Source organism: Streptomyces sp. NPDC005791 (genome assembly GCF_042871485.1).
Taxonomy (GTDB): domain Bacteria; phylum Actinomycetota; class Actinomycetes; order Streptomycetales; family Streptomycetaceae; genus Streptomyces.
Genome location: NZ_JBIAIP010000009.1, coordinates 136,457 through 152,269 on the forward strand (window position 1 = coordinate 136,457; position 15,813 = coordinate 152,269).

Sequence of the window (15,813 nt, forward strand, 5' to 3'; positions counted from 1 at the left end):
TGTCCGGTGGACCCACCTGGCGCTCGTGATAGATCTTCACGACCGCCCGGGGACGCCACCCCTGTCCCCGGGGGCGCTACGAGCCGGCCGAACGCCGGCGGCACTCCATCCATATCCGGGGGGATCAGGACCTGATCCGAGGCCGAAGACGGCGCGGATCGGCGTGGAGAAAGGCGCACCACCATGACATCGGCGCAGGTCGACAATGGGCAGGGAGACGGCCGGGAGGCCGTCGACGCCCCGGCGGGCGAGGGCTACCAGCGTGGCCTGGGAGCCCGTCAGATCCAGATGATCGCCATCGGCGGAGCCATCGGCACGGGGCTCTTCCTCGGCGCCGGCAAGGCCATCGACAGAGCCGGGCCCAGCCTCATCCTGGCGTACGCCATCGCGGGCCTGGTCATCTTCTTCATCATGCGTGCCCTGGGCGAACTGCTCATGTACCGGCCGGTGTCCGGCTCCTTCTCGGAGTACGCACGCGAATTCCTCGGTCCCTTCTTCGGATTCGTCACCGGCTGGACGTACTGGCTCTTCTGGGTCGTCACCGGAATCACCGAAGTCACCGCCGCCGCCACCTATATGACGTACTGGTGGGACATTCCGCAATGGTTGTCCGCACTGGTGTTCACCGTCATTCTGTACGGCGCCAACCTGATCTCGGTGAAGCTCTTCGGTGAGCTCGAGTTCTGGTTCTCGATGGTCAAGGTCACCGCGATCATCGGCATGATCCTCATCTGCGCCGGAGTGCTCACGATCGGCTTCTCCGACGCCGGCGAGACCGCGACCGTCGCCAACCTCTGGAACGACGGCGGCTTCTTCCCGGAAGGCATCGGCGGCACGCTGATGACCCTCCAGATCGTCATGTTCGCGTTCCTCGCCGTGGAACTGGTCGGCGTCACCGCCGGCGAGTCCAAGGACCCGAAGACCGTCCTGCCCAAGGCCATCAACACCGTGCCGTGGCGCATCGCCGTCTTCTACGTCGGCGCGCTGATCATGATTCTCTCCGTCGTCCCGTGGAGCACCTTCGAACCGGGCGTCTCGCCGTTCGTCGCCGCGTTCGAGGAGATGGGCCTCGGCATCGGCGCCGCGATCGTCAACTTCGTCGTGCTCACCGCCGCGCTCTCCTCCTGCAACTCCGGCATGTACTCCACCGGACGCATGCTGCGGGACCTCGCGCTCAACGGGCAGGGGCCCAAGGCCTTCACCAAGCTGACGAAGAACGGGCTCCCCCTGGCCGGCACCACGTTCTCCGCCGCGCTGATGCTCGTCGGCGTCTGGATCAACTACCAGTGGCCGGGCGAAGCGTTCAACTACGTCGTCTCCTTCGCGACCATCTCCGGCATGTGGGCCTGGATCATGATCCTGATCTGCCAGATCCGCTTCCGCGCCAAGGCCGACCGCGGCGAACTGCCCCAGTCCACCTTCAAGGCACCCGGGGCTCCCTTCAGCAGTTGGTTCGCCCTCGCGTTCATCGGCCTCGTCATCGTCATGATGGCCGTCGACAAGGACGCCAGGATCTCGCTGTACTGCGCCCCCGTATGGGGCCTGATCCTCGGCGTCTCCTACCTCGTGCTCAAGGCACGCAACCCCGACAACACCGCCTTCGCCAAGCGCTGACCCGCGCCACGGCGTCCCGGGACACCGGCCGCCCCCACGGCCGTGTCCGGCATCCGGGCCCTCCCGTACCACCCTTCGGTACGGGAGGGCCCGTCTGCTTATCCTGGGCGCCATGCTGACCATCACCCGGGCGCTCCACGACCAGATCGTCGCCCACTCCCGCGCCGACCACCCCGACGAGGCCTGCGGCGTGGTCGCCGGCCCGGCCGGCACGGGCCGCGCCGAACGCTTCATCCCCATGCTCAACGCCGCGCGCTCACCCACGTTCTACGAGTTCGACTCCGCGGACCTGCTGAAGCTCTACCGGGACATGGACGACCGCGACGAGGAGCCGGTGATCATCTACCACTCCCACACCGCGACCGAGGCGTACCCCTCCCGCACCGACCTCACCTACGCCAACGAGCCCGAGGCCCACTACGTGCTGGTCTCCACGGCGGACACCGACGACGCGGGCCCCTTCCAGTTCCGCTCGTACCGCATCGTGGACGGCGAGATCACCGAGGAAGAGGTCGAGGTCGTGGAGGCCTACCCCACGGCCGTCTGAAGCCCGGGGGCGACTCCGGATGCACGGGCCCCCACCCGGATGTCCACATCGCGAACGCTTACCATCCACAATGTGGGATCACACTCCGGATTCCGGGTGGGGAATCGATACGATGAGCGCATGGTTCCCCATGACGTGAGCGAAAAGACGCCGGGCATGCTGCTCGTCGCGCGGCTGCACGTCGACCTGTGCAGGCTGTCCAGCGCGATGTGTCCGGCTGTCGCCTGCCCGTGAACCGCACGGCCTGAGCCGCGGTCCGAGCGCCCTCACGTACGCACCACCCCCGCGGGGGGCCACGAACGCGCGCCCCCGCCACCTCCCCGCTTTCGACAGGAGCCCACGCCATGGCCATCGAGGTCCGCATCCCGACCATCCTCCGCACCTACACCGACGGCGCCAAGGCGGTCGAAGGCAGCGGGGAGACCCTCGCCGACCTCTTCGCCGACCTGGAGAGCCGCCACACCGGCATCCGTGAGCGCATCGTCGACGGCGACAAGCTCCGCCGCTTCGTGAACGTCTACCTCAACGACGAGGACGTCCGCTTCCTCGACGGCATCTCCACCAAGCTCACCGACGGCGACAACGTCACCATCCTCCCGGCCGTCGCCGGCGGCATGCGCTGATGCGGTACGACTCCCCGCTGGCGGCCGTGGGCAACACGCCCCTGGTCCGCCTCCCGCGGCTGTCCCCGTCCGAGGACGTCCGCATCTGGGCCAAACTCGAGGACCGCAACCCCACCGGCTCGATCAAGGACCGTCCCGCGCTCCACATGGTCGAGCAGGCGGAGAAGGACGGCCGCCTGACACCCGGCTGCACCATCCTCGAACCCACCAGCGGCAACACCGGCATCTCGCTCGCCATGGCGGCCAGGCTCAAGGGCTACCGCATCGTCTGCGTCATGCCGGAGAACACCTCGCAGGAGCGGCGCGACCTGCTCACCATGTGGGGCGCCGAGATCATCTCGTCCCCCGCCGCGGGCGGCTCCAACACCGCCGTACGCGTGGCCAAGGAGCTCTCCGCCGAACACCCCGACTGGGTCATGCTCTACCAGTACGGCAACCCGGACAACGCCGGCGCCCACTACGCCACCACCGGCCCGGAGATCCTCGCCGACCTGCCCTCCATCACCCACTTCGTGGCCGGCCTCGGCACCACCGGCACCCTCATGGGCGTCGGCCGCTACCTCCGGGAGAACAAGCCGGACGTCACCGTCGTGGCCGCCGAACCGCGCTACGACGACCTCGTCTACGGACTGCGCAACCTCGACGAGGGCTTCGTCCCCGAGCTCTACGACGCCTCCGTGCTCACCACCCGCTTCTCCGTCGGCTCCGCCGACGCCGTCACCCGCACCCGCGAGCTCCTCCAGCAGGAGGGCATCTTCGCGGGCGTCTCCACCGGTGCCGCGCTCCACGCCGCCATCGGCGTCGGCCGCAAGGCCGTCAAGGCGGGCGAGTCCGCGGACATCGTCTTCGTCGTCGCGGACGGCGGCTGGAAGTACCTGTCGACCGGCGTCTACACCGCCCCCACGACGGAAGCCGCCATCGAGACCCTGCACGGCCAGCTCTGGGCCTGACACACCTTCAGCCACCACGGCACCGGGAGGCGCGGGACGGGAGGACATCCCGCCCGCGCCTCCCACGCGTTCACCTCAGCCCGCGCACCCGCTGCCACACCCCCGGGTCCAGCTCGCCCGCCTTCCGGCGGAACCCCGACGCCGCGACCTCCCGCAGCTCGTCCGTCTCCAGGAAGCTCCGCCGGCCCCGCGCGTCCCCCACCGCACCCGACGGCAGCGCGATCACGCCCGGCCGCTCCTCATGACGCTTGCTGGTGATCTTGGCGACGGTCACCGTGCCACCCCGCACCGACAGCACGAGACACGGCCGGTCCTTCGACCCCGGCCCGTCCTCGAACGGCACATCCGCCCACCAGATCTCCCCGGGCCTGGGCCCCCCGTGCGGCCGCCCCCTCGCCCGCTCCGGAGCCCGCCCCGGCGGACGCGCCCGCCCGCCCGGCCGCCGCGGCCCCCGCCCGCCCCGGCCCCGCGCATCGGAGACCGTCGCCACCAGCGCCAGCAGGACGACGGCGGCCAGTGCCACCCACCACCACGTGTTCATGTCCCGACCGTACCGGCGACCGGCGACACCGAGCCTTCCATCGAACCGGTGACACCACAGGTGAGTTCCCCCACAACGGCAGGCCGTGGAGGAGCGACGCATGGTTTCGCGCCTTACGCTCGACGGACCGCACGAACCCTCCCCGTCCCACGCCTCGGAGGTTCACGCTCCATGAAGCTCACCGTCGTCGGCTGCTCCGGCTCGTTCCCCTCCGCGGGTTCGGCATGCTCGAGCTACCTCGTAGAGGCCGACGGCTTCCGGCTGCTCCTCGACATGGGCAACGGCGCCCTGGGCGAGCTGCAGCGCCATGTGGGTCTCTACGACCTCGACGCCATCTTCCTCAGCCACCTCCACGCCGACCACTGCATCGACATGTGCGCGTACTTCGTCGTCCGGTACTACCGCTTCGACGGCGGACGCCCCGCCCCGATCCCCGTGTACGGCCCCGAAGGCACCGAGCGGCGGCTCACCACGGCCCACGCCGACACCCCGTCCGACCACGCGATGAGCGAGGTCTTCGACTTCCACACGCTGAAGTCCGGCTCCTTCGAGATCGGCCCCTTCTCCGTCCGTACGGAGAAGCTCCGCCACCCCGTCGACACCTTCGGCATCCGGGTCGAGCACGACGGGCGCGCCCTCACGTACTCCGGCGACACGGGCACCTGCGAGGCGCTGGCCGAACTCGCCGAGGACACCGACCTGTTCCTCTGTGAAGCATCGTTCATCCATGGCAAGGAGGACATCCCGGACCTCCACCTCAACGGCCGCGAAGCGGGCGAGTACGCCGCAGCCGCCCGAGCGGGACGCCTCGTCCTCACCCACATCCCGCCGTGGACGGACGCCGAACGCAACCTCGCCGACGCACGCGAGGTCTACCAGGGACCGGTCGAGCTGGCCGTCCCCGGCGCGGTGTACGAGGTCTGAAGGCGCCGCACACGCCCAAGCCCCCACCTTCCGCGGGCTCAGGAGGCGCAGGTGGGCAGAACGGCGGTGAGTTCGGTCAGGTGGTCGGGGCGGACACGGATTCCAGGAAGCCAGAGCTGCTCGCCGTTGTGCGTGGTCCGGATCCAGATGCTGGTGTGGTCGTGAGCCTCATCGGTGACGGTGACGCCGTCGGCGATGGTGCAGGTGGCGTGCAGAAGGTCGTGGTGCCAGACACGACCGGCCGAGTTGGTCGTGGTGTAAGGGCGGTAGGGGCTGTAGGCAAGGGAAAGCGCGCACCGGGTCGTGCGAGGTTCCTGACAGGCCTTCTCCACGTTGTGGACGAGCACACCGGCAGAGCCGCTCCCGCCCGGCCCGCCTCTCGCACCCTGACCGCTGCCGACGACGGGCGGGGTCTCGGGCGTGCCTGAAGGAGGCAGCAGGAGCCAGACGGTCACGAGTGCGGCCGCGACGACGGCAGCCGCGGCGACGGCCGCGCGTCTGTTCAGAAGCCCGCGCCCTCCCGCACGAGGACCCCGCCACCACGGCCACCACGCCGGACCGGCAGCGACAGCGTCGGTGGCGACACCGGTGCCGGCACCGGTGGCACCGGTGGCAGGTTCATCGGGCGGGGCGTTCCCGACCGCTTCCCACAGAACGCGATACGGGGTGGGGTCCGCCCCCAGGGCCCGGCACAGGTCTCTCACCGCGGACCAGGCCGGCACGGTCTCGCCGCGGAAATAGCGCGAGAGCGACGAGTCGCTGATACGGACCTCGGCCTCCAGGCTGCGCAGTGTGCGTCCCGATCGCTGCTGCAGGCTCCGCAGCGCCGCTCCCAGTTCCCGTGCCGCCGCACGGTGGTCAGGTCGTTCGCCGGTCATCGAAAGGACCCCTTCGTGGGCGGGGCAACGGCGTCCCGCCGGCTTTCCCGTGTCCCGGGACAGAGGCGTCCCAGCAGGTCGGGACTGTATTTATCCCGACATCGGTGAAGCAAGCGGGATCGGGCCATGAAGGCGCTGCTTCCTGTGCAAACTCTGCGTACCGGCCAAGAGCAGATCACCCCCAGGGGTGAGCGCGCCGGTGGCCGTGGCCGTGTCGGCGGACGCCGCAGGGACCCCGGCCTCCCACACCAACCGAAAGGTCTTTCCTCATGCGTGTACGCATCGCACTGTCCGCTTTCGCGGTTGTCACGGTGGCCGGGCTCGGCCTGGGATCGGCTTCCCCCGCCGTCGCGGCGTCCGCCTCGGTGTCCCACAGGCCGACCGCTGTGCAGGCGGCCGACGGCCTCGACGTCCACCGGGAGAAGTTCATGACGCTGAACGGCTGCCAGACCGCTGGTCAGCAGGGCGTCGAACGGGGGCACTGGGACCGCTACCAGTGCGCCGAGGGCTCCGCCTGGCCCTGGGTGTGGAACCTGTGGACCAACCGCTGAGCACCTGACACCGTCGGGGGGGGGCCCCCCCCCCCCCCCCCCCGGCGCCCCCCCCCCCCCCCCCCGCCCGAGCCGCCCCCGCACCCGGCACGAACCGACACACCCGGACACCGCCGGCGAAGGATCGCCGGCGGTGTCCGGGTGGAGGAGGAGCGTGCGGATGTGGTCCTGCGGGGGCGAGGAGACCGATGAACTTCCGCGTGGCGTACGGGACCGGCCCGACTACTTGGCCTCGGCCTTCTGGAGCTCGGCGAGCTCCTCGTCGGACTCACGGCCCGGCGTCGGCAGGTTGAACTTCGTGATCGCGAACCGGAAGACCACGTAGTAGACCACCGCGAAGCAGAGACCCACCAGCACCAGCAGCCAGGGCTTCGTGGCGATACCCAGATTCAGGCCGAAGTCGATGAGACCGGCGGAGAAGCCGAAGCCGTCCTTCATGCCGAGTGCCCAGGTCAGCGCCATCGAGACCCCGGTCAGGACCGCGTGGATCGCGTACAGCACCGGGGCGATGAACATGAACGTGAACTCGATCGGCTCGGTCACACCGGTGACGAACGAGGTCAGCGCCAGGGAGAACATCATGCCGCCGACGACCTTGCGGCGCTCCGGACGGGCACAGTGGACGATCGCCAGGCAGGCCGCCGGGAGGGCGAACATCATGATCGGGAAGAAGCCGGTCATGAACTGGCCGGCCTGCGGGTCACCGGCCAGGAAGCGGGCGATGTCACCGTGGGCGCCGTTGTACTCGCCGGCCTGGAACCACGGGAAGGAGTTCAGCAGGTGGTGCATGCCGACCGGGATCAGCGCACGGTTGGCGACACCGAAGATGCCCGCGCCGACCGCGCCGGAACCGACCAGCCACTCACCGAAGTTGTGCAGACCCGTGCCGAGCACCGGCCAGATCAGCCCGAAGACGATACCGATGACCAGGCCCGCGAAGGCGGAGAGGATCGGGACCATACGACGGCCGCTGAAGAAGCCCGCCCAGTCGGGCAGCTGCTTCCGGTAGAACTTCTGGTAGAGCAGGGCCACGACTATGCCCATCACGACACCGCCGAGCACGCCCGCGTTGACCGGGGCGTCGCTCATGACGATCTTGCCGTCGACGACGCTCGCGACCTGCGGGAGGTTGCTGTCGGTGAAGGTGGCGAGCACCTTCTGGAAGACCAGGTAACCGGTCACCGCGGCGAGAGCCGTCGAGCCGTCCGACTTCTTGGCGAAGCCGATGGCGATGCCGACGGCGAACAGCAGGGCCATGTTGTCGAGAATGGCGCCACCGCCGGCCGCCATGTAGCCGGCCAGCTTCGTGATGACGGTGGGGAACGACTCGCGGCCGAGCATGTCGGCATTGCCGAGCCGGACCAGCAGCGCTGCCGCGGGCAGGACCGCGACCGGCAGCATGAGGCTGCGGCCGATGCGCTGCATGACAGCCATCACACCGGCGCCCCGCTTCTTTGCGGGCGCGGCCGCAGCGGTGTCCGTACTCATCAACTTCCTCCAGTAGGCAAGGCGCCGCCGGGGACAGGTGACAAGGAGGCGGCGACTCGAGGAACGCGGCGACAGAAACGGCCGCGTGGTCTGGACCACTGAGTGGTGTAGACCAGTTTTAGCACGGTGAGGGTTGGATAAGGAACCTGCGATCGCCCCCCTGTCTGCGGCGTAGTCCTCCCGGCACCCTGGGTGACATGGCGAAAGCCCCCGGACCGTCAGGTCCGAGGGCCGCGCGGAGGGCCGGGGGAGGCCCTACTTCGTCAGGTCCTCCTCGATCTTCTCCTCGTCCTCCGGGGGTTCACGCCCCGGGGTCTGGAGATCGAACTTGGTGATCGCGAACCGGAAGACCACGTAGTAGACGACCGCGAAACACAGCCCGATCGGAATGATCAGCCAAGGCTTCGTGTCCAGGTGCCAGTTGACGACGTAGTCGATCAGCCCGGCCGAGAAGCTGAACCCCGCGTGCACGCCCAGCGCCCACGTCACGCCCATCGACAGGCCGGTCAGCGCCGCGTGGACGCCGTACAGCAGCGGCGCGACGAACATGAACGAGAACTCCAGCGGCTCCGTCACGCCCGTCACGAAGGACGTCAGCGCCACGGACACCATCAGGCCCGTCACCTCCCTGCGCCGCTCCGGCCGCGCCGTGTGGGCGATGGCCAGCGCCGCCGCGGGCAGGCCGAACATCATGATGGGGAAGAACCCCGAGGTGAACTGCCCCGCCGTCGGGTCCTCCGCGAAGAAGCGGGAGATGTCGCCCTGGACGGTCTTGCCGTCCTCACCGGTGAACTCACCCGCCTGGAACCAGAAGAACGTGTTCAGGAACTGATGCATGCCGATCGGGATCAGCAGCCGGTTCGCGAAGCCGAAGATGGCCGCGCCCCAGGCGCCGAGGTCGATCAACTGCTTGGAGAACCACGTCAGCGCGTCACCGACGGGCTGCCACAGCAGGCCGAACAGCACGCCCAGGATCACGCAGAGGAACGCCATCAGGATCGGCACCAGCCGGCGCCCGTTGAAGAAGCCCAGCCAGTCGACCAGCTTCGTACGGTGGTAGCGCTGCCACACGACCGCCGTGAGCAGGCCGATGAGGATGCCGCCCAGCACGCCCGGATTCTGGGGTGTGCCGTCGGGGAGGGCCTTCGTCACGGTCCCGTCGACGGGGAACGCCGCCAGCACTCCCCGGTAGACGAGGAAGCCGACGACGGCGGCCAGTGCCGTCGAACCGTCCGCCTTCTTCGCGAAGCCGATCGCGACCCCGATGCAGAACAGCAGGGGAAGTCCGACGGTGCCGTCCAGGATGGCGTTCCCGCCGCTGAGCAGGACCTTGGATGTCTTGTCCCAGAAGGCGCCGTCCAGGTACGAGTCGAAGAGATTGCCGAGGCTGACGAGGAGGCCGGCGGCGGGCAGGACGGCCACCGGCAGCTGAAGGCTCCGGCCGACCTTCTGCAGTCCCTGGACCGGCCCGTTCCACCACTTCCGTTGCGATGCTGCCGCCGCGTTCGCACTCATCGGCATCCTCCCGGAACACGCCAGGTCTGGCGGTCGTTGCACACTGGTGTAGACCAGTTGCGGTACGGTGCGGTGCCCCGCCCGAAGGCGGGGCACCGGTGATCGTCATCATTGGGGACTGCACGGATACCCGCCCGTGAAGTTGGGCCAACCGTGCGTTACCGTGACGAAACGGACCCACGGTGGGCCGCCCCCACGCACGCACAGACCAGGAGAAGGACATGGCCAGCAAGGCTGAGAAGATCGTCGCCGGGCTCGGCGGTATCGAGAACATCGACGAGATCGAAGGCTGCATCACCCGCCTCCGCACCGAGGTCCACGACCCCAGCAAGGTCGACGAAGCCGCGCTCAAGGCCGCCGGAGCCCACGGCGTCGTCAAGATGGGTACCGCGATCCAGGTCGTCATCGGCACCGACGCCGACCCCATCGCCGCCGACATCGAAGACATGATGTGACCGGCTGACCGCAGCTGACCGCACCGGCCCACCCAGTCCCACGCGCAGGCCCCGCTCCGCCCCCGACCGGCCCGGAGCGGGGCCCGCGCGTGCACCCGGGACACACCCGAACGGACCCGGCCCTCTCAGCCGATAGGCTCGGCACCATGTCTCGTATCGACGGCCGCACCCCCCAACAGCTCCGCCCCGTCACCATCGAACGCGGATGGAGCAAGCACGCCGAGGGCTCCGTACTCGTCTCCTTCGGCGACACCAAGGTCTTCTGCACCGCCTCCGTCACCGAAGGCGTCCCGCGCTGGCGCAAGGGCAGCGGCGAAGGCTGGGTCACCGCCGAGTACTCCATGCTGCCCCGCTCCACCAACACCCGCGGCGACCGCGAATCCGTACGCGGCAAGATCGGCGGCCGCACCCACGAGATCAGCCGCCTCATCGGCCGTTCCCTGCGCGCGGTGATCGACTACAAGGCCCTCGGCGAGAACACCATCGTCCTCGACTGCGACGTCCTCCAGGCCGACGGAGGCACCCGCACCGCCGCCATCACCGGCGCCTACGTCGCCCTCGCCGACGCCGTCGCCTGGGCCCAGGGCAAGAAGATCATCAAGCACGGCCGCAAGCCCCTCACCGGCACCGTCGCCGCGATCAGCGTCGGCATCGTCGACGGCACCCCCCTCCTCGACCTCTGCTACGAGGAGGACGTCCGCGCCGAGACCGACATGAACGTCGTCTGCACCGGCGACGGCCGCTTCGTCGAGGTCCAGGGCACCGCCGAGGCCGAACCCTTCGACCGCGCCGAGCTCAACGCCCTCCTCGACCTCGCCACCGCCGGCTGCACCGACCTCGCCAAGCTCCAGGAAGAGGCGCTCGCGCGCACACTCGGTGCGTAAAGGCGAGTAAAGAAGCAACCAAATGCCCAGCGCACAGCGTCGTATCGGGTACGGGCGCACGGGTCGAACCGTGCGTCCGTCCATGTAACCGCCCCGGGGAGGGACCGCACCATGGCCTCGTGCCGCCGTCACCACCGCACCGCACTCGCCGTCACAGCCACCCTGCTGACCCTCACAGCCGCTGTCGGCTGCGGCGCCGTCGACAAGGCCCTGGACTGCGTCCGCACCGCCGACGCCATCGCCACCAGCGTCGACAACCTCCAGCAGGCCATATCCGACGCGTCCAACGACCCGACGCAGGCTTCGGAAGCCCTGGACCAGATCGACAAGGAGCTCAAGGACCTCGGCGACACCACGGACAACGCCGACCTGAGCAAGGCCGTCGACGACCTCCAGTCAGGCGTCACCAACGTCCGCGAGTCCATCGAGAAGGGCGACGCGACCCCCGACATCACCCCGGTCACCGACGCCGCCACCGAGATCGGCAAGGTCTGCACCCCGTGACCATGCGGCGATAATCGACGCATGACGCGCCTGATCCTCGCCACCCGCAACGCCGGGAAAATCACCGAACTCCACGCGATCCTCGCCGACGCGGGCCTGACCCACGACCTCGTCGGCGCGGACGCGTACCCGGACATCCCCGATGTCAAGGAAACCGGCGTCACCTTCGCCGAGAACGCCCTCCTCAAGGCCCACGCCCTGGCCCGGGCCACCGGCCACCCGGCCATCGCCGACGACAGCGGCCTCTGCGTGGACGTACTCGGCGGAGCCCCCGGCATCTTCTCGGCCCGCTGGGCCGGGGCCCACGGCAACGACAAGGCCAACCTGGACCTGCTCCTCGCCCAGCTCGGCGACATCTCCGCCCCCCACCGCGGCGCCTACTTCGCCTGCGCCGCTGCCCTGGCCCTCCCCGACGGCACGGAACGCGTGGTCGAGGGCCGCCTCACGGGCACCCTGCGCACCGCCCCGGCCGGCGGCTACGGCTTCGGCTACGACCCGATCCTCGAGCCCGACGGCGAAGCACGGACGTGCGCGGAGCTGACTCCGGCGGAGAAGAACGCGATCAGCCACCGGGGCAAGGCGTTCCGGGCACTGGTGCCGGTGGTGCGGGAACTGGTGGGCTGACGTCGGCCGATACGAGAGGCTCAGCACGTACAAGTACGTGCTGAGCCTTCGCGACGTACGCGAGAAGGGACTCGAACCCTCACGCCACTAGGGCACTGGTACCTAAAACCAGCCTGTCTAACCAGTTCCAGCACTCGCGCGCGTGTTGGCAGTCTACAAGCGGGAGCGGCGGCCGGTAGGGGGGAGGCTAGGCCGTTGCTGTCTTGGCTCGGCGTCGGTTACGGCACCACGTGTCTGTCAGCGCATGGCAATTCGGACACAGATAGCGCAGGTTCCCTGCCCGGTTGTCCAGCCAGTTGCCGTTGACGTGGTCGATCTGGAGCGTGATGGGTTTCCCCAGCCACTCGCCGGTGTTCCCGCACGACGTGCACCGGTACTCCACGCCGATCTCCTGGAGTGCCCGGTGGAGGCGCGTCCGGTTCACGCGCGCCGATCCCTGCGGCATGATCACAAGTGCCTTCGGTGCAATCTGCCTCTGCTCAGGCACATGAACCGAACGCCACGAGCGCCGTTTGAAGTGGCTTGTGTCCAACTGCATCTGCAGGATCTTGCGTCGTACCCGGCGGTGGTTGGCATCGTTCACTGCAAGGCCGAGTGCGCGCATCACATCGGCGAAGCTGACGGCGTCCCGCACTGCAGTACGCAACGCCTCCTCCGGGATGGAGAGGCGCGCATTGCGGAAGTGGGAGGTGTCGATCCCCCTGCTGCGGAGCATCGCGGCTACTGCGGCGCGCGACCGGCCGTCGTCAGGGACACCCAGCGCGCGCGCCACCCCGCGCACGGAGTCGGTGCTGCCGGCGGCAACCTGTAGTTCCTCGGTGCTGAACAGGAGGCCCAACTGTGGTCGATTCATACCAGGGAAGTGGCTGACGTCGATCCCCGCAGCCGTGATGCGGCGGGCTATGTGAGACAACGTGCCGGTTGCCGGAGTCGCCCCCAGTTTGAGGACCACCTCGCGCAGCGATGACGACGACGCCGCAGCGGCAGCGATGGCTGCGTCAGGGTATTTGCGCCATGGGCTTCGCTGCTTGAAGTGGCTTGTGTCGAGTCCAAGCTCTGTGACCCTCTCCTTGAGGACTCGATGCCTGCCGCCACTCTTCTTCAAGCCCAGACGGCGCATGAGGTCGGTCCAGTTGCTCGCTTCTGCCACGGCCGTGACGAGCCTTTCCAGGTCGTACGCGTCGGACATGCTCCCCTCCGCATCCGGCCGCGCGTTCGCGGCCTCGTACGGAGCAACGAACCGGTAATCGGATGGTCACGTCCATAATGCGATGAGATGCGGAAGGACCCGTACCGCTTTATGGCGGTACGGGCCCTTCCGTGCGAGGTGCGTGTCAGAACTTCGGGTCCGGGCTCTGGGCATGGACCAGTTCGGCGGCCTCCGCCTCGGTCTCCACCGAGGGCGGGGAGCCGGCCAGGGGCCGGTTGGCGGTTCCCGTGGGGCGGCGTTCGACCGCATCAGCCAGGCCGATGCCGCGGTCGTGTGAGCCGGATGCCCGATCTTTCCTTCCTTCACCGGCTCTCCGGGCAGAAGCTGCCGGACTCCGACCCCTGGCGGGCCTGGTCGAACTTCACCTTCACCGCCGACACCGGCCACGTCCGCAAGGTCGACCTGCTGGGCGTCGCACCCGGCGGCGTGTGCATGATCGAGCTGAAGGACTGGCACGGCTCGGTCACCTCCGAGAACGGCACCTGGGTCCAGACCACCCCCGGCGGCTACCGCCGCCCCCACGGCAACCCGCTGCATCTGGTCAACCGGAAGGCCAAGGAGCTGGCCGGCCTGCTCGCACAGACCGGCGGCAGGCGGGTCTGGGTCGCCGAGGCCGTCTGCTTCACCGACGGCGGCCTGCGCGTACGGAGATCAAGGCCGCCCTCGAGAAGGTCGGCGTGCGGCGCAGCGACGCCCAGTACAAGGTCGGCCCCTACGAGCTGGACCGGAAGTCCTTCGACTCCGGGGCCACCTGGGCGGACTACCTCGCCCGTCACAGCGACCTCCCCGAGGCCGTCCGCGTCCGTATCTACCTCAGCGAGCGCGGCTCCACCGCTCCACTCCCATTACCGAGATTCCCGCCCACTGGCCCGCCCCCTACCGCGAGATCGTCCAGAAGCGCATCGTCGCCATCGAGTCGAACCGTGCCATCAACATGGTCGAGCGCCCCGAGTACAAGCGCCGCTGGGCCACCGAGGGCTGGGACGCGCTCCAGGGCAGACCAACGCCGCCCCCCGAGCTGTACGGGTGGGCCGGCTGGGACCACAAGGAGCAGGCGCAGGCGCAGGCGACGTACTTCACCAACACCGCGCTGTCCACCGAGGAGATCACGCCGTTCCTCGCCGGCCTGCTGGAAGTCCAGCCGTGGCTGTCCCCGTGGCACAAGGAGTTCGACATGCTTTACAGCGGTTCCCCGGCGGACTTCTTCGCCGGTTACCGCCAGCAGAAGCAGGGCGAGCACGGCCTCACCGACGACGACGTCCGCGGCTGGCGTCCTCAGGCCGCGATCCGAGGTCGTCGCGCAGCAGCGAAGCAGTAGCCAGGAGCAGATCGAGATCCGCTGGGCACAGCCATAACCTGGAGTCCCTGCCGAACCCGGAACGATCAGGTGCGGCCAGGCCGGCAAGGACGAAGGCTCTTCGGCTACTGGAAGCTGAGCCGGTGCGGGTGAGCGGGATCGGTGGGGCAGGTGTGTACGCGCATCAGGCCGCGGCCGAGGTAGACGTCGGTCGGGTTGGTCGCGTGCGGGTCTTGGCCGTCCCGGTCCTCGATCGGCAGCCAGCTGCGTGAGGCACCGTCGCACTCCCACATGTCCACGGTGAGCAGGGGCGGCATCGCTGCCCCGCACACCTCGCAGTCGACCGGAGCGGGGTCGGTCAGGTGCCATGAAGCGAAGCCGCCGACCTTCCAGCCAGGGGCGATCGACAGATCGCTCATGTAGTTGATCTCCTCGGGCTCGGCAGCTTCGGCTGCGGCCATCGCCTCTGCGTACTCCTCATACGTCGCGTAGCTTGCTGGTGGAGCGGAGCTGTATTCGTCCGCATCGTCCTCGTCGAGGAGACCCTCCTCCCACGCGTCGATCTCCTCCTGCAGCGCTTCATCCAGCAGCCCGAAGTACTCGTGCTCCACGACTTGCTCCGGGTGGAGGACGCACGTGTTCGGCACGCATTCCTCGCGGCCGACCACCGGCGGTTCGGGCTGAGGCATGAGTACGGCGCCGACATCGGTGGACCGTCGCCACTTCAGTACGACGTCGATCGTGCGGTCGGTGCCGTGCACCTCAAAGGGGCACCAGAAGACCTGCAGCAGGTCGTGGTCCTCGGGTCCCACGAGATCCGGGATCTCTCGTGCGTACAACTGGGCAACGGCCAGCATCGGCAGCGGGGCGTCGTCCTGAAGTTCCGGGACGTGGTTGCCCTCGCCCATGCCGTCGAGCAGGCGCCGTTCCTCCTCCGTGTGCTCCCGCCCGCGGGAGTCCTCCAGAATCCTGCGGCTCAGCCGCACATCGGAGAGCAGGTGGCCCGTGCCCTTCGGGTGGACGGCCGTGCACACCGGCCACGGTTCGTCAGCCGGCCAGAGGAGAGGACCCGCCACTGAACTGTCCTGCGTCCCGGGAGAGCCATGACGTGGGTGCAGCCGGGTGGTTGTGCGCCGGTGGGCTGCCAGGGCAGGGAAAACCGCTTCCACGTCGAGGGGACGTGGCGGGGTGGTGCGGGTCATGAGGGA

At 68.9% G+C, this 15,813-nt stretch carries 17 protein-coding genes, 1 tRNA gene and 2 pseudogenes; 13 read left to right on the forward strand and 7 right to left on the reverse strand.

All coding sequences use genetic code 11. From position 1 onward, the window contains the following. Nucleotides 1–183: 183 nt before the first annotated feature. The 5 genes from ACFYSH_RS19140 (at nucleotide 184) to ACFYSH_RS19160 (ending at nucleotide 3,734) form a co-directional block, all read left to right on the forward strand. Nucleotides 184–1,614: an amino acid permease gene (locus ACFYSH_RS19140; RefSeq protein WP_388753863.1), complete on the forward strand. Its 1,431-nt coding sequence runs from the start codon at nucleotides 184–186 to the stop codon at nucleotides 1,612–1,614. Between the two features lie 112 nt (nucleotides 1,615–1,726). Continuing rightward, entirely contained in the window at nucleotides 1,727–2,161 is a 435-nt protein-coding gene (locus tag ACFYSH_RS19145; RefSeq protein ID WP_359464734.1) for a M67 family metallopeptidase, read from the forward strand. 120 nt (nucleotides 2,162–2,281) lie between these two features. Beyond that, nucleotides 2,282–2,395 (forward strand): putative leader peptide, encoded by a 114-nt coding sequence (locus ACFYSH_RS19150; protein ID WP_359464731.1) that lies wholly within the window; start codon nucleotides 2,282–2,284, stop codon nucleotides 2,393–2,395. 110 nt (nucleotides 2,396–2,505) lie between these two features. Beyond that, nucleotides 2,506–2,784, forward strand: coding sequence for a MoaD/ThiS family protein (locus ACFYSH_RS19155; protein ID WP_359464728.1), 279 nt, complete (start codon nucleotides 2,506–2,508; stop codon nucleotides 2,782–2,784). Continuing rightward, nucleotides 2,784–3,734 (forward strand): cysteine synthase, encoded by a 951-nt coding sequence (locus tag ACFYSH_RS19160; protein WP_359464726.1) that lies wholly within the window; start codon nucleotides 2,784–2,786, stop codon nucleotides 3,732–3,734. Before ACFYSH_RS19155 ends, ACFYSH_RS19160 begins: the two co-directional genes overlap by 1 nt. A 70-nt stretch (nucleotides 3,735–3,804) precedes the next feature. On the opposite strand, the gene ACFYSH_RS19165 is transcribed toward ACFYSH_RS19160, so the two are convergent. Further along, nucleotides 3,805–4,275 (reverse strand): type II toxin-antitoxin system PemK/MazF family toxin, encoded by a 471-nt coding sequence (locus ACFYSH_RS19165; protein WP_388753868.1) that lies wholly within the window; start codon nucleotides 4,273–4,275, stop codon nucleotides 3,805–3,807. A 171-nt stretch (nucleotides 4,276–4,446) separates the two neighbouring features. On the opposite strand from ACFYSH_RS19165, the gene ACFYSH_RS19170 reads away from it, so the two are divergent. Continuing rightward, nucleotides 4,447–5,199, forward strand: a complete 753-nt coding sequence (locus tag ACFYSH_RS19170; RefSeq protein WP_359464722.1) for an MBL fold metallo-hydrolase — start codon at nucleotides 4,447–4,449, stop codon at nucleotides 5,197–5,199. Between the two features lie 38 nt (nucleotides 5,200–5,237). Here the strand turns inward: ACFYSH_RS19170 and ACFYSH_RS19175 are convergent, their stop codons facing one another. Further along, nucleotides 5,238–6,077, reverse strand: a complete 840-nt coding sequence (locus ACFYSH_RS19175; protein ID WP_388753871.1) for a helix-turn-helix domain-containing protein — start codon at nucleotides 6,075–6,077, stop codon at nucleotides 5,238–5,240. Nucleotides 6,078–6,346: 269 nt separating this feature from the next. On the opposite strand from ACFYSH_RS19175, the gene ACFYSH_RS19180 reads away from it, so the two are divergent. Then, nucleotides 6,347–6,628 carry a hypothetical protein gene (locus ACFYSH_RS19180; protein WP_388753874.1) on the forward strand — a complete coding sequence of 94 codons (282 nt, stop codon included), beginning with the start codon at nucleotides 6,347–6,349 and terminating at the stop codon, nucleotides 6,626–6,628. 222 nt (nucleotides 6,629–6,850) lie between these two features. Here ACFYSH_RS19180 and ACFYSH_RS19185 read toward each other — a convergent pair whose 3' ends face one another. Together ACFYSH_RS19185 and ACFYSH_RS19190 are read right to left on the reverse strand one after the other, a co-directional pair. Further along, nucleotides 6,851–8,116, reverse strand: a complete 1,266-nt coding sequence (locus tag ACFYSH_RS19185) for a PTS transporter subunit EIIC (protein ID WP_388753877.1) — start codon at nucleotides 8,114–8,116, stop codon at nucleotides 6,851–6,853. A 255-nt stretch (nucleotides 8,117–8,371) separates the two neighbouring features. Beyond that, a complete protein-coding gene (locus ACFYSH_RS19190) occupies nucleotides 8,372–9,631 on the reverse strand; it encodes a PTS transporter subunit EIIC (RefSeq protein ID WP_388753880.1) in 1,260 nt (419 codons plus the stop codon). 221 nt (nucleotides 9,632–9,852) lie between these two features. Between ACFYSH_RS19190 and ACFYSH_RS19195 the strand changes: the two genes are divergently transcribed. The 4 genes from ACFYSH_RS19195 to rdgB all read left to right on the forward strand — a co-directional run bounded on the left by ACFYSH_RS19195 (nucleotide 9,853) and on the right by rdgB (nucleotide 12,098). Further along, the gene (locus ACFYSH_RS19195; protein WP_014156020.1) at nucleotides 9,853–10,086 is read left to right on the forward strand and encodes a glucose PTS transporter subunit EIIB; all 234 of its coding nucleotides are present in this window, start codon (nucleotides 9,853–9,855) and stop codon (nucleotides 10,084–10,086) included. 146 nt (nucleotides 10,087–10,232) lie between these two features. After that, nucleotides 10,233–10,970, forward strand: a complete 738-nt coding sequence (gene rph, locus ACFYSH_RS19200) for a ribonuclease PH (protein ID WP_359464706.1) — start codon at nucleotides 10,233–10,235, stop codon at nucleotides 10,968–10,970. A 111-nt stretch (nucleotides 10,971–11,081) separates the two neighbouring features. Then, on the forward strand, nucleotides 11,082–11,474 hold the full coding sequence (locus ACFYSH_RS19205; protein WP_359464704.1) for a hypothetical protein: 393 nt from the start codon (nucleotides 11,082–11,084) through the stop codon (nucleotides 11,472–11,474). A 21-nt stretch (nucleotides 11,475–11,495) separates the two neighbouring features. Beyond that, complete coding sequence (gene rdgB, locus ACFYSH_RS19210; protein ID WP_359464702.1) at nucleotides 11,496–12,098, forward strand: RdgB/HAM1 family non-canonical purine NTP pyrophosphatase; 603 nt, start codon at nucleotides 11,496–11,498, stop codon at nucleotides 12,096–12,098. Between the two features lie 56 nt (nucleotides 12,099–12,154). On the opposite strand, the gene ACFYSH_RS19215 is transcribed toward rdgB, so the two are convergent. Continuing rightward, a tRNA-Leu gene (locus ACFYSH_RS19215) sits at nucleotides 12,155–12,238 on the reverse strand. 47 nt (nucleotides 12,239–12,285) lie between these two features. Beyond that, entirely contained in the window at nucleotides 12,286–13,287 is a 1,002-nt protein-coding gene (locus ACFYSH_RS19220; protein ID WP_359464700.1) for an HNH endonuclease signature motif containing protein, read from the reverse strand. A gap of 303 nt (nucleotides 13,288–13,590) precedes the next feature. Here ACFYSH_RS19220 and ACFYSH_RS19225 point away from each other — a divergent pair. Together ACFYSH_RS19225 and ACFYSH_RS19230 are read left to right on the forward strand one after the other, a co-directional pair. Then, nucleotides 13,591–14,150: pseudogene (locus tag ACFYSH_RS19225) on the forward strand (NERD domain-containing protein); the annotation flags it as partial. Beyond that, a pseudogene (locus ACFYSH_RS19230) lies at nucleotides 14,138–14,626 on the forward strand (DUF7008 domain-containing protein); the annotation flags it as partial. The pseudogenes ACFYSH_RS19225 and ACFYSH_RS19230, both read left to right, overlap by 13 nt. Before the next feature lie 104 nt (nucleotides 14,627–14,730). On the opposite strand, the gene ACFYSH_RS19235 reads toward ACFYSH_RS19230, so the two are convergent. Beyond that, entirely contained in the window at nucleotides 14,731–15,681 is a 951-nt protein-coding gene (locus ACFYSH_RS19235) for a hypothetical protein (protein WP_359464698.1), read from the reverse strand. Between the last annotated feature and the right edge of the window lie 132 nt (nucleotides 15,682–15,813).